This is a genomic window from Hymenobacter actinosclerus, assembly GCF_900111515.1.
In the GTDB taxonomy this organism is placed as follows: domain Bacteria; phylum Bacteroidota; class Bacteroidia; order Cytophagales; family Hymenobacteraceae; genus Hymenobacter; species Hymenobacter actinosclerus.
This window is the reverse complement of record NZ_FOHS01000001.1, coordinates 52315-73021: the sequence shown is the minus strand read 5'-3', so window position 1 is coordinate 73021 and position 20707 is coordinate 52315. Positions and strand designations below refer to the sequence as shown.

20 protein-coding genes and 2 tRNA genes are annotated in these 20707 nt (G+C 61.3%); 17 read left to right on the top strand and 5 right to left on the bottom strand.

The annotated features are described in order from the left end of the window. The first annotated feature begins 76 nt into the window (after positions 1–76). Entirely contained in the window at positions 77–715 is a 639-nt protein-coding gene (locus BMY67_RS00330) for an RNA polymerase sigma factor (protein ID WP_092767210.1), read from the top strand. Next, on the top strand, positions 702–2087 hold the full coding sequence (locus BMY67_RS00325; protein ID WP_092767209.1) for a TonB family protein: 1386 nt from the start codon (positions 702–704) through the stop codon (positions 2085–2087). The genes BMY67_RS00330 and BMY67_RS00325 overlap by 14 nt, the downstream gene beginning before the upstream one ends. Positions 2088–2196: 109 nt before the next feature. Here the strand turns inward: BMY67_RS00325 and BMY67_RS00320 are convergent, their stop codons facing one another. Then, positions 2197–2496 (bottom strand): hypothetical protein, encoded by a 300-nt coding sequence (locus tag BMY67_RS00320; protein WP_092767207.1) that lies wholly within the window; start codon positions 2494–2496, stop codon positions 2197–2199. A gap of 213 nt (positions 2497–2709) precedes the next feature. Here BMY67_RS00320 and fumC point away from each other — a divergent pair, with 213 nt between their 5' ends. From fumC to BMY67_RS00285, 7 genes are all read left to right on the top strand, one after another. Then, entirely contained in the window at positions 2710–4107 is a 1398-nt protein-coding gene (fumC, locus tag BMY67_RS00315) for a class II fumarate hydratase (protein ID WP_092767206.1), read from the top strand. Between the two features lie 119 nt (positions 4108–4226). Next, positions 4227–4823 (top strand): GNAT family N-acetyltransferase, encoded by a 597-nt coding sequence (locus tag BMY67_RS00310; RefSeq protein WP_092767204.1) that lies wholly within the window; start codon positions 4227–4229, stop codon positions 4821–4823. Next, the gene (locus tag BMY67_RS00305; RefSeq protein WP_092767202.1) at positions 4807–5214 is read left to right on the top strand and encodes a diacylglycerol kinase family protein; all 408 of its coding nucleotides are present in this window, start codon (positions 4807–4809) and stop codon (positions 5212–5214) included. The genes BMY67_RS00310 and BMY67_RS00305 overlap by 17 nt, the downstream gene beginning before the upstream one ends. Positions 5215–5326: 112 nt before the next feature. Then, the gene (locus BMY67_RS00300; RefSeq protein WP_245744814.1) at positions 5327–5800 is read left to right on the top strand and encodes a DUF6970 domain-containing protein; all 474 of its coding nucleotides are present in this window, start codon (positions 5327–5329) and stop codon (positions 5798–5800) included. A gap of 128 nt (positions 5801–5928) precedes the next feature. After that, a complete protein-coding gene (locus BMY67_RS00295) occupies positions 5929–6432 on the top strand; it encodes a DinB family protein (protein ID WP_092767200.1) in 504 nt (167 codons plus the stop codon). Positions 6433–6579: 147 nt separating this feature from the next. Continuing rightward, positions 6580–7209, top strand: a complete 630-nt coding sequence (locus tag BMY67_RS00290; RefSeq protein ID WP_092767198.1) for a thioredoxin family protein — start codon at positions 6580–6582, stop codon at positions 7207–7209. Positions 7210–7529: 320 nt separating this feature from the next. Further along, entirely contained in the window at positions 7530–8030 is a 501-nt protein-coding gene (locus BMY67_RS00285) for a porin family protein (protein WP_245744813.1), read from the top strand. A 37-nt stretch (positions 8031–8067) separates the two neighbouring features. On the opposite strand, the gene BMY67_RS00280 is transcribed toward BMY67_RS00285, so the two are convergent. After that, positions 8068–8550: a DUF4293 domain-containing protein gene (locus tag BMY67_RS00280; RefSeq protein ID WP_092767195.1), complete on the bottom strand. Its 483-nt coding sequence runs from the start codon at positions 8548–8550 to the stop codon at positions 8068–8070. Between the two features lie 90 nt (positions 8551–8640). On the opposite strand from BMY67_RS00280, the gene BMY67_RS00275 reads away from it, so the two are divergent. From BMY67_RS00275 to BMY67_RS00250, 6 genes are all read left to right on the top strand, one after another. Continuing rightward, a complete protein-coding gene (locus BMY67_RS00275; RefSeq protein WP_092767193.1) occupies positions 8641–9840 on the top strand; it encodes a thiolase family protein in 1200 nt (399 codons plus the stop codon). Positions 9841–9993: 153 nt separating this feature from the next. Then, positions 9994–10536, top strand: coding sequence for a GNAT family N-acetyltransferase (locus BMY67_RS00270; protein ID WP_092767191.1), 543 nt, complete (start codon positions 9994–9996; stop codon positions 10534–10536). A gap of 151 nt (positions 10537–10687) precedes the next feature. Further along, the gene (gene truA, locus BMY67_RS00265; RefSeq protein ID WP_092767190.1) at positions 10688–11476 is read left to right on the top strand and encodes a tRNA pseudouridine(38-40) synthase TruA; all 789 of its coding nucleotides are present in this window, start codon (positions 10688–10690) and stop codon (positions 11474–11476) included. Between the two features lie 207 nt (positions 11477–11683). After that, positions 11684–13444: an ABC transporter ATP-binding protein gene (locus tag BMY67_RS00260; RefSeq protein WP_092767187.1), complete on the top strand. Its 1761-nt coding sequence runs from the start codon at positions 11684–11686 to the stop codon at positions 13442–13444. Between the two features lie 132 nt (positions 13445–13576). Continuing rightward, positions 13577–14101, top strand: a complete 525-nt coding sequence (locus tag BMY67_RS00255) for a hypothetical protein (RefSeq protein ID WP_092767186.1) — start codon at positions 13577–13579, stop codon at positions 14099–14101. 341 nt (positions 14102–14442) lie between these two features. Beyond that, positions 14443–16011: a hypothetical protein gene (locus BMY67_RS00250; protein ID WP_143069642.1), complete on the top strand. Its 1569-nt coding sequence runs from the start codon at positions 14443–14445 to the stop codon at positions 16009–16011. A gap of 373 nt (positions 16012–16384) precedes the next feature. Here the strand turns inward: BMY67_RS00250 and BMY67_RS00245 are convergent. After that, positions 16385–16458: transfer RNA gene (locus BMY67_RS00245), tRNA-Pro, on the bottom strand. Positions 16459–16511: 53 nt separating this feature from the next. Continuing rightward, a tRNA-Pro gene (locus tag BMY67_RS00240) sits at positions 16512–16585 on the bottom strand. Positions 16586–16872: 287 nt separating this feature from the next. Here BMY67_RS00240 and BMY67_RS00235 point away from each other — a divergent pair. Continuing rightward, entirely contained in the window at positions 16873–17265 is a 393-nt protein-coding gene (locus BMY67_RS00235; RefSeq protein WP_092767182.1) for a T9SS type A sorting domain-containing protein, read from the top strand. Between the two features lie 94 nt (positions 17266–17359). Here BMY67_RS00235 and BMY67_RS00230 read toward each other — a convergent pair whose 3' ends face one another. Continuing rightward, positions 17360–19144 (bottom strand): ABC transporter ATP-binding protein, encoded by a 1785-nt coding sequence (locus BMY67_RS00230; RefSeq protein ID WP_092767180.1) that lies wholly within the window; start codon positions 19142–19144, stop codon positions 17360–17362. 387 nt (positions 19145–19531) lie between these two features. Between BMY67_RS00230 and BMY67_RS00225 the strand changes: the two genes are divergently transcribed. After that, positions 19532–20623, top strand: coding sequence for a Glu/Leu/Phe/Val dehydrogenase dimerization domain-containing protein (locus tag BMY67_RS00225; RefSeq protein ID WP_092767178.1), 1092 nt, complete (start codon positions 19532–19534; stop codon positions 20621–20623). The last annotated feature ends 84 nt before the right edge of the window (positions 20624–20707 follow it).

Here is a 20707-nt window from a genome sequence, read left to right as displayed (position 1 = left end):
ATTCCAAGACGGGACGACAGCTTATCATTCTAACTTCTAGCTCCTGACTTCTAGCTTCTATTTTCTACCTTCCCGCATGTTCTTCCGCCGCCCTGCGCCCCCTGCCGCCGAGCCGCCGACTGATGCGGCGCTGCTGACGCGCTACCGCGCCCTGGGCGATGTGCACGACGTGGGCACCCTCTACGAGCGGCACATGACGGCCGTGCTGGCCGTGGCCCGCCGCTACCTGCGCGATGAGGCCGATGCCCAGGATGCCGTGATGCAATTGTTTGAGCAGCTGGTGGAAAAGCTGCGGCGCCACGAGGTGGAGAATTTTCCGGCCTGGCTGCACGCCACGGCCCGCAACCACTGCCTGATGCAGCTGCGGGCCCGGCAGCGGGCCGGCCCCGCGGCCGGCGGGGCGCTGGTCGTGCACTTTCCCGACGCCGCCGGTATGGAATCGGCCGCGGCCCGGCATCAGGAGGATAGCGCCGGGGAAGCCGCCGAAGCCGAGGAGCACGAGCAGCAGCTCCAGCGCCTCGAAAGCACCCTCGCCGAACTGCCCCCCGACCAGCGCCAGTGCCTGGAGCTGTTTTACCTCGAAAAGAAAAGCTACCGCGAAGTGGCCGCCCTCACCGGCCTCGACCTGAAGGCCGTAAAAAGCCACCTCCAGAACGGCAAACGCAACCTTCGCCGCCACCTGCAAGCCAGCCCCAGCCCCAATGCTTCGTCCTGACGACTTCACTCCCGACTCACCTTCCCGGCACCTGCCGACGGAGCTGCTGCGCCGGTACGTGGCCGGCGAGCTGAGCGCGCTTCAGGAGCACGGGGTGGAAGCCCACACGCTGGAATGCGAACAATGCGCCGAGGTGCTCGAAGGCCTGGAAATGCAGCCCGCTCCCGTCACCGATACCAGCCTGACCGAACTACGCCAGCGCCTGCGCACCCGCGTGGCCGAGTTGGCTGATGAAGCCCCGGCCGGAGCGGTGGTGCGTCCCCTGTGGTGGCGGTCAATGGCAGCAGCGGCCATGTTGCTGCTCACGCTCGGCGCAGTAGCCTGGCTGGTGCTACGACCATCTAACCGGCCCGAAATAGCAGCCCGCACATCACAGACGGCCGAAAACACCCGGCGTATCAGCACCACGCCGCTTTTGGCTGCTGAATCGGCCCAGGAGATGGCAGCGGCCCCGGAGCCTGAAGTAGCCCTGGTACTGCCGCCGGCCCAGCCAATTCCGCCGGCCGCCCAAGGTGCAACCGGTAAGGTATCGGCAACACGCCCAGTGGTTCAAGCAAATAGCACCGATGTAGCTTATGCGCCGGTTGCGGCCGAGGAGGCAAGCGTGGATGGCGTTGCAAGCAAGGCGTCTGCCGATGCGGCATCGCCAGCCTCTTACGCAACTACCAGCGCCCCACCAGCCGCTACCGAACCGATGGCCACTAGACGCCGCACTGCGGAGCAAAAGGAAACGGCCCGCTCTTACCGAGCGGCGACAACTCAGCCCTCGGTAGCTGGAGCAGGCCGTACAGTGCAGGGCCGCATTGTGGATACGGCCGGCCAGCCAGTGCCGGGTGCTACCATTTCAATTCCTGGCGCATCGAATGGAGTTAGCACAAACTCAGAAGGGTACTTTTCGCTCAAACCGGGTATAAATACATCCCAGTTTTCCGTTAGCGCCATTGGATATTCCACTCAAACCCGCTTTCTGCGACCCACCGACTCTACTTTTACGCTAGCCTTAGTTCCCGACCACAAGCAGCTAAGCGAAGTAGTCGTTGTCCGGCGCGAGGCACCACCCAGCCTACCGAGCATTGGGCCGTTGCCGGCCGGAGGTTACCCCGCCTTCCGCCAATACCTGCTCGACAGCCTCGACTACCCTGAGAAGGCCCGCGAACGGAGTCAGCAAGGAACAGTGCGGCTGCAGTTTGTGGTGCAGGCCGATGGTAGGCTCTCCGATATTAAAGTAGTGCGGCGCCTCACGCCCGAGTGCGACGAGGAAGCCATCCGTTTGCTCAAGGACGGCCCCGCCTGGTTTCCAGGAGTGCAGAACAACCGCCGCATGGCCCGCAAGGTCGAGCTTAACGTGCCGTTTTCGCTGGAGAAGAAGTAACGGAAGCTTGAAGCCAAGGATAAAAGTAAAAAGCCAAAGCCGTTGAATGAACCTACTCGGCTCGTTCAACGGCTTTAGCTTCTTACTTTTATCCTTGACTTAAAACCCGCTACCCACTGTAGCCGCCGCCGCTTTCGGGGGCAGTGGCGCTGCCGCCGGCTTTGTCGGGCGTGGGCAGCTCGGGCTCGGTTTTCACCTGCACGTGGCTGTAGTCGGGAGTGCCGTTGCCCTCGGTGGGCACGGGCGTGCTCTCATCGGAACCGGAGTTGGAGGCGCTGCCGCTGGGGTGGTTCTTGGGCGCCTCCTTGTTTTCGGTGTGGGGAGGCGTGGTGGCCGATGGCTGGTCGGTGGTGGGCTGGTTGCCGGGCGTGGCCAGGGCGTCAGATTCGTCTTCGAAGGTCTTTTTCATGGAAATAGTCGTTGGGATAGAAAAACGGGTCCGGGTCCGGAGCGGCCCTGCACCCTGCACTTCTACGGGACCGAAGCGCGGATGGTCGGCTCTTTTTTGCGAGCCGGCGGGCAGGTCCGGCAGCTTAAGCGGGCGTTTTTGGGCGGCTCGCGCCGGGCTGCGTACTTTTGCCGCAGGGCTTCCCCTTCATCAACTACCTTTCTACTGCTGATTATGACCCAGTTCCGCCAGGAAAAAGACACGATGGGCACCGTGCAGGTGCCGGCCGACGCCTACTACGGCGCCCAGACCCAGCGCAGCATCGACAACTTCCAGATTGCCCAGGACATCAACCGGATGCCCAAGGAAATCATCCGCGCCTTCGCCTACCTCAAGAAGGCCGCCGCCCTCACCAACCAGGAGGCCGGCGTACTCGATGCCGACAAGGCCCAGCTGATTGGCCGCGTGGCCGATGAAATCCTGGAAGGCAAGCTCGACGACCAGTTCCCGCTGGTGGTGTGGCAGACCGGCTCGGGCACCCAGAGCAACATGAACGTGAACGAGGTGATTGCCTACCGCGGCCACGTGCTGCAGGGCGGCCAGCTGACGGACGAGAAGAAGGCCCTGGCCCCCAACGACGACGTAAACAAGAGCCAGAGCTCCAACGACACCTTCCCGACGGCCATGCACATTGCGGCCTACAAAATGCTGATGGAGCTCACCATTCCCGGCATCGAGAAGCTGCGCGACACGCTGAAAGCCAAGAGCGAGGAGTTCATGGACATCGTCAAAATCGGCCGCACCCACCTCATGGATGCCACGCCGCTGACCGTGGGCCAGGAGTTTTCAGGCTACGTCAGCCAGCTCGACCACGGCCTGCGCGCCATCAACAACACGCTGGCCCACCTGAGCGAGCTGGCCCTGGGCGGCACAGCCGTGGGCACCGGCATCAACACGCCCAAAGGCTACTCCGAGAACGTGGCCCGGCACATTGCCCAGCTCACCGGCCTGCCCTTCATCACGGCCGAAAACAAGTTTGAGGCCCTGGCCGCCCACGACGCCATCGTGGAGGCCCACGGCGCGCTGAAAACCGTGGCCGCTTCGCTGATGAAGATAGCCAACGATATTCGCCTGCTGGCTTCGGGCCCGCGCGCCGGCATCGGCGAGCTGCACATCCCCGATAACGAGCCCGGCTCCAGCATCATGCCCGGCAAGGTGAACCCCACCCAGTGCGAGGCCCTGACGATGGTGGCCGCCCAGGTAATGGGCAACGATGTGGCCATCAACATCGGCGGCATGAACGGCCACTTCGAGCTGAACGTGTTCAAGCCGATGATGATATACAATTTCCTGCACTCGGCCCGCCTCATCGGCGACGCCTGCGTGAGCTTCAACGACAAGTGCGCTGTGGGCATTGAGCCCCTCAAGGCCAACATCAAGAAGCACGTAGACAGCAGCCTGATGCTGGTAACGGCCCTCAACCCCCACATCGGCTACTACAAAGCCGCCGAAATTGCCCAGACGGCTCACAAAAACGGCTCGACCCTGAAGGAAACCGCCATTAAATTAGGCTACATCACCGCCGAGGATTTCGACGCCTGGATGAAGCCCGAGGAAATGGTGGGCCGGTAGGTTCTGATGAGCGGCTAGCTGTCCGCTTACTTTCTGACTATCCGGTTATCCGGCAATAAGCCGCCGCCCCGCCTGGGGGCGGCGGCTTACTTTTTGGGGCTTATCCGTAAATTGCTGCTATGGATTTTTCCCAAGACATCATTCTGGAAAACGACCGGGCCCGGCTGCAGCCCCTGACGACAGCCGACCACGAGCCCCTGCTGCCCGTAGCCGCCGACCCCGAGTTGTGGACCTACACCCTCACCCGCGCCGACGACACCATCGGGCTGGCCGCCTACATTGCCCAAGCCCTGGAAGGCCGCGAGCGGGGCCTGCGCTACCCCTTTCTCATCATCGATAAGCAAACCGGGCTGGTAGCCGGCAGCACCAGCTTCTATAACGTGCACCCCGAGGAGGCCCGCATCAGCATCGGCTACACCTGGCTGGGCACCGAGTTCCAGCGCACCGGCCTGAACCGGGCCTGCAAATACCTGCTGCTGCGCCACGCCTTCGAGGAGCTGGGCTGCGAGCGGGTGGAGCTGGAAACCGACGCCCGCAACGCCAAGTCGCGCGAGGCCATGCGCCGGCTGGGAGCCACCGAGGAAGGCACGCTGCGCAGCCACCGCTACACCCAGGGCGGCATCCGGCGCGACACGGTGGTTTTCAGCATCATCCGCGCCGACTGGAACGAGCTGCGGGCCCGTGTGTTCCGCCAGACCGATGACGACCGGATCTAAGCTGCCCCCGGCCGGCGCTGGGCGCCCGACAACGCTGCTGCAGCGCCGGGCCGCCAGTTTTGGCCACGCGGTGCGGGGCGTGGGGGCGGCATTGCGCACCGAGGTGCATCTGTGGTTTCATGCCGCCGCTACGGCCGCCGTGCTCGGGCTGGGACTGTACTGCGGGCTGCAACGCTGGGAATGGGCCGCCGTGGCCCTGAGCGTGGGTGCAGTGTGGGGCGCCGAGCTGCTGAACACGGCCATCGAGGCGGTAGTTGATCTGGTGTCGCCGGAGTACCACCCGCTGGCGGGCCGCGCCAAAGATGTAGCCGCCGGCGCCGTGCTGGTGGTGGCCCTGGCCGCGCTGGCTGTGGGCGGGCTGGTGTTCGGCCCGTATTTTTTCAGAAGCTAGGATTACAGCTCCAGCCAACGAACTACGGCGGGGCTTCGTACCATGCCCGGGGTGCGCTGCAGCTTTCCGGCAGTTGCTGGTGAGAGACGCTTTTCTGCCACTCCCTGCTCGTATGCAAACTTCCTTTCTTTTGACGGCCGGTCTGGCGGCAGCGTTGTTTATTACCACCACCTCCTGCCAGCGCGGCGTGGCGGTTACCACGCCCACCGACCCGCCGCAGTCGGGCAACGCCAACGGGGTTTCGACGCCCGCGCCCACCAGCGCCAACACCATCGAGCCCACGCCCAACCCCGAGCCGGCCTTCAGCACGGCCAAGCGTCCCGCCTGGCTCGAAGAGAAGATCAAGGCCCACTTCGCGGCCAAAAAGGCCAACCCGCCCATTCATATCTACAGCTACATCTACCGCGGCGCCACCGTGTACTACGAAACGGCCGGCTGCTGCGACCAGTTCAGCAACCTGTACGCCGCCGACGGCAAGCTGATCTGCCACCCCGATGGCGGCCTGACCGGCCGCGGCGACGGCCAGTGTAGCGACTTCACCGAAAAACGAACCGAGGAAAAGCTTATCTGGGAAGACCCCCGGTAGCTTTGCCTATAGAAGGGCGAACCGGGAGGCGAGAAGTTAGATGATGTAGTTTTGCGTTATCCTGAACGCCGCGCCTGCCTCCGGCGTCCGGGTTTCACTGCTACCGTCTCAAATCTTACGTCTGTAACATGATTAACACCATCGAGAAGCTCGGCGCCTACAACGTGTGGGCCAACGAAACCCTGCTCGGCCACCTCGACAGCCTTGTGGCCCAGGGCGCCACGCTGCCCGCCGGCGGCCTGCGCATCTACAGCCACGCGCTCAACGCCCAGTCGATCTGGCTGGCCCGCCTCACGGGCACGTCCAGCCCCGTGAAAGTGTGGCAGGAGCACGATCTGGCTGGTTTGCACCACTGGCACGAGCAGACCTCGGAACGCTTTCACCAGTACACTCAGCAGGCCGACGATGCCGAGCTGAACCGCCTCATCACCTACACCAACTCGGCCGGCGACGGTTTCACGAGCCAGGTTTCCGATATCCTGACGCACATGCCCATCCACGGCAACTACCACCGCGGCCAGGTGGCCAAGGAGCTGCGCAACGCCGGTCTGGAACCCATCAACACCGATTTCATTACCTACTGCCGCGAGCTGTCGGCCAAGGCGGCCGCGGCCGATGTGCCCAGCCTGTAAGGGCGTTGGCCGCTGCTGTCTGGTAGCGGCCGGCCGCTAAGCGCAAAACCCTTCCGGGCAGCTAAGGCAGCCAACCGGAAGGGTTTTGCGTTTGTTGAAGAACAGGGCTGCATTGGCCGCCCCGTAGTTTCCACCCCCATACCTGCCATGACGACCACCCCGCCCATTCCGGCCCAGCCGCCCGTACTCAGCGCCGAGCGCCTTGCCGCCGCCTATACCTACGCCCAGTACCGCCAGCTTATCGAGGAGCGCATGGCCCAGGGCCTGACGACCGGCGAAGACCAGTCGCCCGAGCTGACGGCCTACGCCAGGCTCAACATCCAGCGCATGCAGCGCCTCGACAAGAAAACGGAGTTGCTGCCCGAGCTGCAGCAGGCCCTGGCGGCGCTGGAGCACGAGTATGCCTGGGTGATTATCACCGAAGGCTGGTGCGGCGACGCCTCGCAAATAGTGCCGGTGTTCGAAAAGGTAGCCCAGGCCAGCCAGGGCCGCATCCGCACCTATTACCTGCTGCGCGATGAGAACCTGGACATCATGGACCACTACCTCACCAACGGCGGCCGCGCCATTCCGAAGCTGCTGGTGCTGCATCCCGATACCCGCACCGAAGTAACCAACTGGGGCCCCCGCCCCGCCGAAGCCCAGGACCTGGTGCTGGAGCTGAAGGCCGCCGGCGTCGACCACGACCAGATGGCCGAGAAAGTCCACAGCTGGTACGCCCACAATAAAACCCAGGCCATCCAGCACGAACTGCTGACGCTGGTGCGCGGCCTGTAGGCGGAATAAAAGTGGCCGTGGATAGCTAAGAATCGGTTAGCTTTAGCTGTTCACGACCACTTCTGTTTCTCCCTATTACTGCCTGACCCGGTATGCGCCTCGCTCTATTTGTCCCTGCGATAACCCTCGTACTGGCTTTCGGACACCAAACTTCGCAGGCCCAAAGTGCGCCAGTCTCCGCTTCTCCGGCCACGCAGTTTCTCGGAGCTCATCTTGGATACAGCCGCCACCAACTATCAGGCACGGAAGTAGATTTCACTATGCAGCGGGCAAGCGGCGGTTATAATGGCCTGAACCCAAAAAACCATCCGCTACAGAGTGTGACTCTCGGCTTGGTGGCGCGGCAGCAACTTTACAAAGCGCTGTGGCTGCAGCAGGAACTGAACTACGTGCGCAAAGGCGGCCAGCTTACCGGAGCCGGCTTCTACGATGAAGACCCCATCGTCATCAACTATGTGCAGGTGCCGGTTCTGCTCCACGTTCAGTTACCCATTGCCGGAGCCTTGGCGGTATATGCGCAGGGCGGCGGCGTGCTGAATCTGGGCCTGAACAGCCGGCGCATAAACCCCCAGTATTACGCGGGTGGCAACAAGTACGGAACCAACCCGCTTATTCTGGCCCCCGCCGTTGGGGCGGGGCTTGCCTGGCAGCAGCCCCAGCGCAGCTACTACCTGAACTTTCGGTATTCGGCCGACTCCCGCGACTTTTTCGAGCGCAGCTACGGAGGCAAAGACTACACGTTGCGCAACAAAGGCATCACGCTGACAGCCGGCGTGCTGTTTGGCCTGAGTGCTCAACCTCCGGCGCCACCCGCAGAATAAGGTGGATTCAGGATATTGGTCGATTGTCAGCAGCAGCTTAGCGCAGCCGGTCCATGCTGCGCACCAGGCGCTCGTCGCGGCGGATGAAGCGGCTGGCCAGCAGGTTGAGCATCAGGGCCAGCGTGGGCAGGTAGAAACCGGCCTGGTAGGTGCCGATGAGCTTGATGTTGAGCAGCTGCTCGCCCTGGCTGGAATAATAGAAATTGGCCCCGATGGTGCCCACAATCAGCAGGAAGTTGAGCATGCCCAGCTTGAGCTGGTTGAAGCGGTTGCGGAACTGAAAGATGGAAAACAGGGCCACGGCCGCCGAAGCCACGGCCAGCGCCGCAATGGCCCAGGTGTTGGTGGCGCCCAGGGTGCTGCCGCCCGGCGCGGCACTGGTAAAGCTCAGCGTAAAGGCCGTCAGCAGGGCCGTGCCCTGGCTGGCGGGGTCGGCTTTGCTCCAGATGGGCACCACCAATACGCTGAGCATGGACAGGGCCAGCAAAAGCAGAAATACGCTTTGAATTCTTTGTATCATCTTTGTGAATTGACGGTTCGGCTGACTAAAAACGCCCCTGCGGGACGACAAAAGTAGCCAACTGCGACCAGAAAAACCGGATTCTCCCCCATGCCTACCGCCTATATCGTGGACGCCGTCCGCACCCCCATTGGTAAATTTGGCGGCGCCCTCAGCAGCGTCCGCCCCGACGATATGGCCGCCCACGTACTGCGTGAGCTGCTGCGCCGCAACCCCACGCTCGACCCCACCGCCATTGAGGACGTGATTCTGGGCGCCGCCAACCAGGCCGGCGAAGACAACCGCAACGTGGGCCGCATGGCCGCGCTGCTGGCCGGCCTGCCCGTTACCGTGCCCGGCACTACCGTCAACCGCCTCTGCGCCTCGGGCCTGCAAAGTATCATGGACGCCTCGCGGGCCATCCGGGCCGGCGAGGGCGACGTGTACCTGGCCGGCGGCACCGAAAGCATGACCCGCGCCCCCTTCGTGATGGCCAAGTCGACGGCCGCCTTCGACCGCGACTTTACGGCCCACGATACCACGCTGGGCTGGCGCTTCGTCAACCCCAAGCTCTCGAAGCTGCACCACCCCTACGCCATGGGCGAAACGGCCGAAAACGTGGCCCGCCAGTACAACGTGAGCCGCGCCGACCAGGACCAGTTTGCCTTCGACTCGCAGCGCAAATACCAGCGGGCCCTCGAAAAAGGCCGCTTCCGCAACGAAATCGTGCCCGTGTTCATTCCCAACCCCAAGGGCCACGCCGCCCTCTTCGACCAGGATGAGCACCCGCGCCTCTCGACCCTCGAAAAGCTGGGCACGCTGCGGCCGGCTTTCCAGGTGGATGGCAGCGTAACGGCCGGCAACTCGGCCGGCATCAACGACGGCGCCGCCGCCCTGCTGCTGGTGAGCGAGGAGGCCCTCAAGAAGTACGACCTCAAGCCCATGGCCCGGGTGGTGGCCTCGGCCGTTACCGGCGTCGACCCCGCCTACATGGGCATTGGGCCCATTTCGGCCACCCGCAAGGTGCTGGAGCGCGCCGGCCTGAGCATCGACGATATCGACCTGTTCGAACTCAACGAAGCCTTCGCCGCCCAGGCTCTGGCCTCCATGCGCGAGCTGGGCATCGACCCGGCCAAGGTGAACGTGAATGGCGGCTCCATTGCCATCGGCCACCCGCTGGGGGCCAGCGGCGCCCGCATCACGGCCACACTACTGCACGAGATGCAGCGCCGCGACAACGTGCGCTACGGCCTGGCCACTATGTGCGTGGGCGTGGGCCAGGGCGCGGCTATTATCTACGAGAAGATGTAGTGTGGAAATTTGAGCGTCTGTAGCGCGAAAATCCGTTTCGCGACGAGCGGAGCGATTTCCTCCACGTAAGCTGACGTTGCAGGCACGAGGATACTCGCTCCGCTCGTCGCGAAACAGATTTTCGCGCTACAGCCTCCACTCCCCTCCTAACCCATGCCCGACCCGCTGCTGAGCCCGACGCTGGAGCTGCCCGACACCAACGGGGCGCGGCTGCGGCCCTGGACGTTTGCCGATGCCCCCGCCCTGGCCCGCCACGCCAACGACGAGCGGGTGGCCCGCCACCTGCGCGACACGTTTCCGTACCCCTACTCGGCCGGCGACGCGGAATTTTTCCTATGCCTGGTGGCCGACAGCACCCGCGACCTGTTTCTGGCCATCGAGGTCGATGGCGAGCCGGTGGGCAGCGTGGGCGTGCACTTCAAAACCGACGTACGCCGCCGCTCGGCCGAAATCGGCTATTGGCTCACGCCTGACCATTGGGGCCGCGGCCTGGCCACGGCCACCGTGCGCGCTACTTCGGCCTACGTGCTGGCCCATTTCGATGTCTGTCGGCTCTACGCGGTGGTTTTTGCCACCAACCCCGCCTCGGCCCGGGTGCTAGAAAAGGCCGGCTACGAGTTGGAGGGACGCATGCGCCACAGCGTGGTAAAGGACGACCAGACCCTGGATTCACTGCTCTACGCGCTGGTCGTCTAGGATTTTGAGCTATTAGCATGTAGCGCGAAGCTCCAGCTTCGCGTTCGTTGCTGACTTTGTTACGATTCCGTTCAACGAAACGCGAAGCTGGAGCTTCGCGCTACATGCCAACAGCTATAAGCTAGCAGCTAATGGCTATCAGCTCAAAAAAATGCGCTACTTCCTGCACCTGGCCTACGACGGCACCGACTACCACGGCTGGCAGATGCAGCCGGGCGTGACGACCGTGCAGCAGGAGCTGGACCGCTGCCTAAGCCAGGTGTTGCGCCAGCCGGTGTACTGCCTGGGCAGCGGCCGCACCGATTCGGGCGTGCACGCCAGCCACCAGGTGGCTCATTTTGATGCCGACCTGCCCGACGGCCTCGACTTGCCCACGCTGCTCTACCGCCTCAACCGGGCGCTGCCGGTAGGCATCCGGGGGCAGGTGCTGCACCCGGTGCCGCCCGACGCCCACGCCCGCTTTGCCGCCCGCGCCCGCACCTACGAATACCACGTGCGCCTACTGCCCGACCCTTTCGCCACCCGCTTCAGCCTCTACCTCGACCGCGCCCCCGACCTGGCCGCCATGAACGAGGCCGCCGCTATGCTGGTGGGCACCCACGATTTCACCAGCTTTTCGAAAGTAAAAGGCGCCGAAAAGCACTACAACTGCACCTGTTTCGAGGCCGGCTGGCACCTGGAGCCGGGCGGACTGGTGTTCCGCATCCGGGCCAACCGCTTCGTGCGCGGCATGGTGCGGCTGGTGGTGGGCACGCTGCTGAGCGTGGGCCGCGGCAAAATGAGTCCGGCCGAGTTCGGCGAGATTTTCCGGAGCCTGAGCCGGGTGCACGCCAGCGGCGCGGCCTTGGCCGGCGGTCTGTTTCTGTGCCGCGTCGAGTACCCCGCCGAGCTGGTGGATGCGGCGCTGCTGCCGGCAGGGCTGCCGTATTTTAAAGCGTAGAGGCGGAAAAAACCAGCTGTCATCCTCCATCTGGCGTCCGCGCAGCGAAGGACCTTATCATGTAACAACGGTTCGTTACTAAGTGGTAAGGTCCTTCGCTGTGCGGACGCCAGATGGAGGATGACAGCTGGTTTGCTCTTCTAACTCCTGGCTTCTAACTTCTAGCTCCTTCTTGGGGTTACCTTTGCATTCCCGTAGAAAAACCGAATGGAGCAAGCTAAACCCGCCACTAAAACCGGCAACGTATTCGACTGGCAGGTTCTGAGCCGGCTGATGAAGTATGTGCGCCCCTACCGACGCGTCTTTTATTTCCTGATTTTCCTTACCATCGCCACCGCGGCGCTGGGTACGCTACGGCCCTTCCTGATTCAGCGCATGGTTGATGTGAGCATCGAGCAGGGCGATGTGAACGGGCTGAACCAGATGTTTGGGCTGCTGCTGGTGCTGCTGGTAGGCCACGCCATTGTCAGTTACCTGCAAACCTATTTCGGTGGCTGGCTGGGCCAGTACATCGTGCGCGACATCCGCGTCGACCTTTACCAGCACATTCTGGATTTGCGGCTCAAGTTCTTCGACCGCACCCCCATCGGCCAGCTCGTCACGCGCAACATTTCTGATGTCGAAACGCTGTCGGACGTGTTCAGCGAGGGCCTGGCGGCCATGATTGGCGACATTCTGCAGCTCGTGTTTATCGTGAGCTTCATGTTTTATATCGACTGGCGGCTGACGCTGATTAGCCTGTCGGTGATTCCACCGCTGCTCATCAGCACCTACGTGTTCAAGGAGAAAATCAAGCAGTCGTTCCAGGAGGTGCGCACGGCCGTGGCCAGCCTCAACTCCTTCGTCCAGGAGCACCTGACGGGCATGAACGTGGTGCAGATTTTCAACAACGAGGAGCGCGAGTTTCGCAAGTTTGAGAAGATAAACCAGGAGCACACCCGCGCCAACATCCGCTCGGTGCTTTACTACAGCATCTACTTCCCGGTGGCCGAGGTGCTGGCCGCCGCCGGCGTGGGCCTGCTGGTGTGGTACGCCGCCCAGGGCCAGATTGAGGGCACTATTTCCAAGGGCGCGCTCATCGCCTTTATCATGTACAATGCCCTGTTCTTCCGGCCCATCCGCCAGATTGCCGACCGTTTCAATACCCTGCAACTGGGTTTGGTAAGCACCGAGCGCCTCCTCAAGCTGCTCGACAGCAAGGAGTTGATGGCCGACAACGGCACCTACATTCCCGAGCAGCTGCGCGGCGACGTGCAGTTCGAGCACGTCTGGTTTGCCTACAACGACGAGGACTGGGTGCTGCGCGACGTGAACTTCGACATCAAAGCGGGCCAGACGTTTGCCTTCGTGGGCGCCACCGGGGCGGGCAAAACCAGCATCATCAACCTGCTCAGCCGCTTCTACGAAATCAACCAAGGCACCATCAACATCGACGGCCACGACCTGCGCGACTACGACCTCAAGGACCTGCGCCGCCACATCGGCGTGGTGCTCCAGGACGTGTTCCTGTTTGCCGGCACCATCCGCGACAACATCACGCTGGGCAAAACCGACATCACCGACGCCCAGATCTGGGAAGCCGCCGATTTGGTGGGTGCCCGCCGCTTCATCGAGCGCCTGCCCGGTGGCCTCGACTACGCCGTGATGGAGCGCGGGGCCACGCTGTCGGTGGGCCAGCGCCAGCTCATCAGCTTCGTGCGGGCCATGGTGTATCAGCCCCGCATCATCATTCTGGACGAAGCCACCTCGTCGGTCGATTCGGAGACGGAGGAGCTGATACAGGAGGCCATCGAGAAGCTCATGCAGGGGCGCACCAGCCTCGTGATTGCCCACCGTTTGAGCACTATCCAGAAGGCCGATAAAATCATCGTGCTCGACAAGGGCGAAATCAAGGAGTCGGGCACCCACGAGGAGCTGCTGCGCCACCAGGGCTTCTACGCCAATTTGTATCAGATGCAGTATGCTTGATTTTTGAGCTGTTAGCTTTTAGCTGATAGCGGTCAGCTTTCGTCCCGGCGAAATCAATTATCGAAAGAACTCCTCTGTTTCCTGAACATAAGCTAATAGCTCTCAGCTAAAAGCTAACAGCTCAAAAACCCTATGAATCGGATTTTCCTTGCACTGGCCTTACTGCTCACTGTTGGCTTCGCGGTGGTCTACTGGCAGATGGGCGGCCTTAAGGGCGCTACCGTTACGCTCGAAACCACCACCCGGCCCTATTTTCTGGCCGGCCGCTACTACGCCGGCCCGGCCCAGGATGAGGCCTTTGGCGACCTGACCCGCGAGGCCTACAACGCGCGCAAGTCGGGCAAGCTGCGCGGCGACTTCGGCAACATCTTCTACAACAGCCCCGAGAGCACCCGCGACTCGGCTCGCGTGTTCGTGGGCGTGCTCGTGGCCGATACCACCTCGCAAACGCTGCCCGAGGGCTACTCCTACCGCACCTTCCCCGCTGGCCAGCGCGTGCTGCACGCCCGCATCCAGGCCAGCTACCTCGTGGCCCCCGACAAGCTCTACTCCGGCATCAAAGCCGCCGCCGAAGACCAGAAACTCACGCTTACGCATCTCTATCTGGAGCACTTCCCCGACCAGGGCGAGCCGGAAGTTTTCGCGGTGGTGAAGTAGGCTTTTTGAGTTATTTCTAAACGCCAAAGGGCCCTTCCGAAGCTTTCGGAAGGGCCCTTTGGCGTGGGTAGTTGAGCATGGGGTCCTTTACCAGAGACCTCAAGTAAAGGACCCCATGCTCACCTCTTAGATAACAGCAGAAAATATGGTGCTTTGTATTCGCCTTACCCAGCCAGAACATTATCAAGCTAACCACTAACCCTGTTTCAACCGAAAGCCCGATGGTGGGCAACACCACATTTCGTGCTTTCGCAAGTATCAGGTCAGTCAGCTAAAAGCGCCTAGCATCCACGCTAAAAATAAACTACATTCACATATTCAATGATCATAACACATTGGTTATGCGCAGCCTAACATGTATCCTCGCCGCCATTGTTATTCCCGTCTGCTGCGGCTCGTTACGAGCGCAAATTATTACGGCAGTAGCTCCCCCCAATGAATCTGGCCCGCTGCCGGTGGCCTTTGCAGGCGAGCAGACTTCGGGGATACGGATGGATATTTCCGACGACGGCCAGTACCTGCTGGCCAGTACGATGCGGGAGGCGAAAGTCTGGAAACTACCCGAAGGCACACTTATCTACCGCTATCAGTCCGGTAGTGGTAAAGAGGATAAAAACGGTGTGTTTTCCCAACGGTTTTCGGCGCAACCTCTTTTTATTACAGACGATGGCAAGTACCTTTTTCTTTCCAAGAACGGAATGCGGCAAGCATCGGAAGCGGTAGAGCTTGCTAGTGGCGAACGGGTGCCCAATGGCCCGCTGCTGGATTCGCTGAAAGCCGGGAAATACCGGCAGACTACAACGCTACTAGACCTCTCGGTGGAGAAAACGGCTCTGCCCGTGCCGCGCGATTTTGATAATGGCGGAAGGTTGGAGCCCGCTGGTCTGGTAGGGGTTGCGCCGGACATTCAGCATCCTGGCGAAGCAATTGTCTGCTTCCGACAGGAATATTGCGGGAGTAAAAACTGGATCAAGGAGAAGACAAAATATTCAGTAAAAGAGCTACGGGCGCTCCAAAAAGAGCGCAGGCATTGTCAGTTTTACGACTACCATATTGCTCGCTACAACCTGGCAACCGGCAAAGCCACCCACCTCGCTACGTTGCCCTACGGAGTAGAGCAGATTGACTATTACAAGATGCTGGCAACGCCCTCGCCTTTCGGCGATGTAGTATACGTCAACGTGCTGCCGTTTAAAGACCAGCAGGGTACGCCGCAGGCCGTGGTAACTACCGAAGGAAAGGAGCTGTGGAGAATAGGCGCGGATGAGCAGGGGAGAGAGTTTCAGCGGTTCGATAATTATGGCAATCTAGTATTTCACCAAACCGACACGAAGGGGATAGTAAGCGTTATTACGCTCCGCCCGGAAAACGGCGTCGAAGTGAGCCGCTACATTCTGCCGGCTGGCGTAGCCTACTTACAACTGATAGCGCAATGGGATATGTATACAGTAGCCCGCCAAAATGTGGACGGCAACTGGACGATTGCCTTATACAGCATAACGGACGGTACGCGCATGGCTATGCTAACGGATGAGGCCGGCGCTCTTGCCTTCGCGAAGAAATACAGGCAGCAGGTTGATGCTGAAGCGACTGCATACCAGAACATCCTACGCGCCCGTGAACAGGCTTGGCAGAACAATGTACGTGCCGCCGCCGCCTACAAACAGGAAGTAGCGGCGAATACGGCAGCGCATGCCAAAAACTTTATGCCCTGCCCCAAGTGCGATGGAATGGGCTACTCTGCGAAGTCAGGCTATTCGCCCGGCTCTTCCAAAACAACTACGGGCGTGCAAGTAGTCAACGGGCGATATACCAATGTTGCCACCACTACCACTACCGCGGGCGGCAGCTACACTTCGTACGAGATGTGCCCAGTTTGCAAGGGCCGGCGCGAGGTGCCAAGACGGTAAGCGGTTTATTATGCGGGTGAATCCGTCATAATTGCTTCTGACGCAGACAGCAGGTAATGTGAGCGAACAGAAGGCTACAGCCATTTTCGGCGTTACGCGCGTGCATCTGGGGATGGCCAGGCAAAGTTGCCTACGGTGTATGTGTAGCGGCGGCCTGAGGAAACAATAAGTGACTTTTGCAGGAAGCGTCGCAGCAGGCTAGAGACTTACCAAGCCATGTTCGCTGGGCAACCTGTTCCGCAGTTGCTTTTCACTGGCAAATAGCTGTTTCAACGAAACCAGATAAGGCTTAGAGGGCGTAACCCCATCAAACGCCAAACTGCCCGCCGAACCAAGGTCCAGCGGGCAGTTTGAAAGAGAGAGTACTACGAAGTCGGGGTGGCAGGATTCGAACCTGCGGCCTCCTGCTCCCAAAGCAGGCGCGATACCGGGCTACGCTACACCCCGAAAAAAAGCCTCCGGGTGGGGTTCCCGGAGGCTTAATCGAAAAACATTCGTCGTCGGAGTGGCAGGATTCGAACCTACGACCTCCAGCACCCCATGCTGGCGCGATACCAGGCTACGCTACACCCCGATGAATGATGATGCAAATGTACGCTACCCAAGCGGTATAACGCAAGCATACCCGTGGTTTTTCTTGCAGGCAGCCCGGCCCGCCAAACGCTTTGGGGAGCTATGCAACTGTTTTCTTGCCCGTTGGCTCTTTCGGGTAAGCTGCGCCCAGGCAGATAAAATCCGGTTTGGCGCGCTTCTTGCCGACAAACAACGGCTTATTTTTGGGCCAGTGGAACCAGTAGCGAGGTCGTTTATCGTACCTTCCCTGTCCCTAACCTAGTATTGTACTTCGTTTTTTGCCTGTCTATGAAAACCTCTACTTTCCTGGTTTGCCTGCTGGCGTTGCTGGCAGTTGGCACTTTAGCGCGCGCCCAGGCCCCGGCCGCCAAGGCAGCCGCGGCCCCGCCCGCCCTCATTACGGCTAAAATGGAGACGCCCGCGGCCCATACCGAGGCGCTGAAGCTGCGGCTCGACCACAACCCCGTAACCAACGCCCTGACCGTGCGCACCGACGCCAACGGCCCCACCCGCATCGAGGTCAACGGCACCGACGGACGGCCCGTCATCACCCGCGACGTGCTGCTGGGCGGCGAATCATCGGTGGTGCTGAACGTGGCCAACCTGCCCCGCGGCGCCTATATCGTGACCTGCGTGGCCGGCGAGCGGCGCGGCATGAAGCGCGTGATTCTGGGCCAGTAGCCTAAGGTGTAAGTCAAGGGGAAAAAGTAAAAGCCGTTAAACGAGCCAAGTGGTATCGTTTAACGGCTTTTACTTTTTCTCCTTGACTTACACCTCATGCTTCCTCACTCTGGAGCTGCCGCTCGTAGAGGGCGCGGTAGAGGCCCTGCTCGTCGCGCATGAGGGCCTCGTGGGTGCCGTGCTGCACAATCTGGCCGTCGTCGAGCACCAGGATTTCGTCGGCCAGCTTGACGGAGCTGACGCGGTGGCTGATGATGAGGCTGGTGCGGTTGTGCATGATGCGCTGCAAAGCTCCCAGAATGGCGTTTTCAGTGTCGGTATCCACGGCCGAGAGGGCGTCGTCCAGAATCAGGATTTTAGGCTCCTTGACCAGGGCGCGGGCAATGCTGACGCGCTGCTTCTGACCGCCCGAAAGCGTAATACCCCGCTCGCCGAGCTTGGTGTCGAAGCCCTGCGGGAAGTCGATGATGTTGTTGTACACATTGGCGTCGCGGGCGGCTTGCAGCATCCTTTCTTCATCGGGCTGGTCGAGGCCGAAGTTGATGTTGTTGCGGATGGAGTCGGAGAACAGGAATACGTCCTGGGGCACGTAGCCAATCTGGCTGCGCAAGGACGTCAGGGCCAGGTCGCGCACATCCACGCCATCAACTGAAATGCTGCCTTCGGTGACGTCGTACAGGCGCGAGAGCAGGGCCGCCACAGTGCTTTTGCCCGAGCCGGTGTTGCCGATAACGGCCAGCGTCTGGCCCGGCCGGATGCGGAACGACACGTCGCGCAGGGCCTGGATGCCGGTGTCGGGGTAGGTGAACGAGACGTGCTCGAAGCTGATGTCGCCCTTGATGTCGAGCTCGATGTTCTGGCGCGAGACGATGTCGGTTTTCTGGTCCATGAACTCGTTGATGCGGGCCTGAGAGGCCTCGGCCCGCTGCACCAAGGAACTCGTCCAGCCCAGGGCCGTAACGGGCCAGGTGAGCAGGTTCACGTAAATCAGGAACTCGGCAATGCTACCGGTGGTGATGGTGCCCCGGATAACCTCCTGGCCGCCCACCCACACGGTGATAATCGTGCTCAGGCCTACCAGAAACAGAATCAAGGGGAAAAACAGCGAGTTAACGAAGTTCAAACTCAGCGACTTTTCTTTGTACTCGTTGGAGGCCGCCGTGAACTGCCGGTGCGAATCCTGCTCGCGCACAAACGACTTGATAACCCGGATGCCCGAAAAGGCCTCCTGCACGAAAGTAGTCATGCCCGACAGGGAGCGTTGAATTTCGTCGGACTTGCGCTGGATGATGTTGTTGACGTAGAAGATGCTGATACTGAGCACCGGCAGCGGCAGCAGCGTGTAGAGCGTCAGCTTCACGTTCACCATAAGCATGAGCGGCACGATGAGCACGAACAGCAGCACGAGTTGCAGGAAGTACATGATGGCCGGCCCGATGTACATGCGCACCCGGCCCACATCTTCGGAGATGCGCGACATTAGGTCGCCGGTGCTGTGGCGGCGGTAGAAGCTCAGCGGCAGGCTCTGGTAGTGCTGGTAGATTTCGTTTTTCTGGTCGTTCTCCACCAGCCGGCTCATCACGATGAGCGTCTGGCGCATGAAAAACAGAAAAACGCCCCGTAGCAGGGCCATGAGCAGAATCAGCACCCCGTAGAGCAGCACGTTGCGGCCAAACAGCTCGTACACCTGCGTTTGGGCGCGGGTGCCGCCGTAGAGGTGGTAGAGGTCGATACCTTCGCCCACTAAATCGAAGGCGTAGCGCACAATCTGGGCCGGAAAAATGGCCAGCAGCGTGCTCAGGCCCACGAACAGCACGCCCCCGAGGAAGTGCCATTTGTAGCGTAGCAGGTATTTGTTGGTAGCGGTAAGTGCGGGCACCAGGCGAAGTTGATAAGTTTTGAGACTGGGGAAGTTAGAAAGTTAAAAAGCGCCGAAAGGGTTTCAACCCGTTGGCTGAACGCGAAGAGACGCCACATTCTGCGCCCTGTTGTTGCCGGCGCCCCAAACCGATACGGGCCTGGCGACGAGGCGGCGCGAAATGTTGTGCCCTTACCTTTCCACTAGCATAAATCGGCGTACTTTTGCACCCGAATTGCGGGGCAGCCGGCCGGAGCCACGCGGGGCGTTCATTGCACGAAGGGAAAACAGCCGAAAGCCGTTGCCCGTCGTTTAACGGATTCCGCGCCTGAGCAGCGGGCCGCGGCCGCCGCGAAGGTACGCCAATCCCACCCTTCCCACCCACCCATTTTCCACCTCCCCCACGTTATGGTTGAAACGCAAGTAGTATCCGAAGTCTCCATTTTCGGGCAGATTGCCGAGTTCCAGCACGAGCAGGTAGTGTACTGCCACGACCACGAGACGGGTCTGAAGGCCATTATCGGCATCCACAACACCGTGCTCGGCCCCGCGTTGGGCGGCACCCGCATGTGGCACTACGCCTCCGACGCCGAGGCCCTGCACGACGTACTGCGCCTCTCGCGCGGCATGACCTACAAGGCGGCCATTTCGGGCCTGAACCTGGGCGGGGGCAAGGCGGTGATTATCGGCGACGCGGCCACGATGAAAACCGAGGCGCTGCTGCGCAAATTCGGCCGCTTCGTGCAGAACCTCAACGGCAAGTACATTACGGCCGAAGACGTGAACATGACCACCCGCGACATGGAGTTCATCCGGATGGAAACCAAGCACGTGTCGGGTCTGCCCGAGAGCATGGGCGGCAGCGGCGACCCCTCCCCCGTAACCGCTTACGGCACCTACATGGGCATGAAGGCCGCCGCCAAGCGCGCTTTCGGCTCCGACTCGCTGGAGGGCAAGCGCATTGCCGTGCAGGGCATGGGCCACGTGGGCACCTACCTGCTCGAATACCTGCAGAAGGAAGGCGCCCAACTGCTGGTGAGCGACTACTACGAAGACCGCGCCCTGGCCGCGGCCAACCGTTTCGGTGCTCAGCTGGTAGGCCTCAACGACATCTACGACCAGGACGTGGACATCTACTCGCCCTGCGCCCTGGGTGCCACGCTCAACTCCGACACCATTCCGCGCCTCAAGTGCCAGGTGGTAGCGGGCTGCGCCAACAACCAGCTGGCCGATGAGAACATCCACGGGCCCGAGCTGGTCAGCCGCGGCATCGTGTACGCCCCCGACTTCCTCATCAACGCCGGCGGCCTCATCAACGTGTACTCGGAGGTAGTGGGCGGCAACCGCGAGGCGGCCCTCATCCAGACCGAGAAAATCTACGACATCACCACCCAGGTGCTGGCCAAGGCCGAGCAGGAAGGCAGCCACCCGCAGGCCGCCGCCACCCGCCAGGCCGAGGAGCGCATCGCCGCCATCGGCAAGGTAAAATCCACTTACTAATTGAGTTGTCAGTTATCAGTTGTCAGTTGCCAGGCTGTTTGGTCAACGGCAACTGACAACTGGCAACTGACAACTGGCAACTGA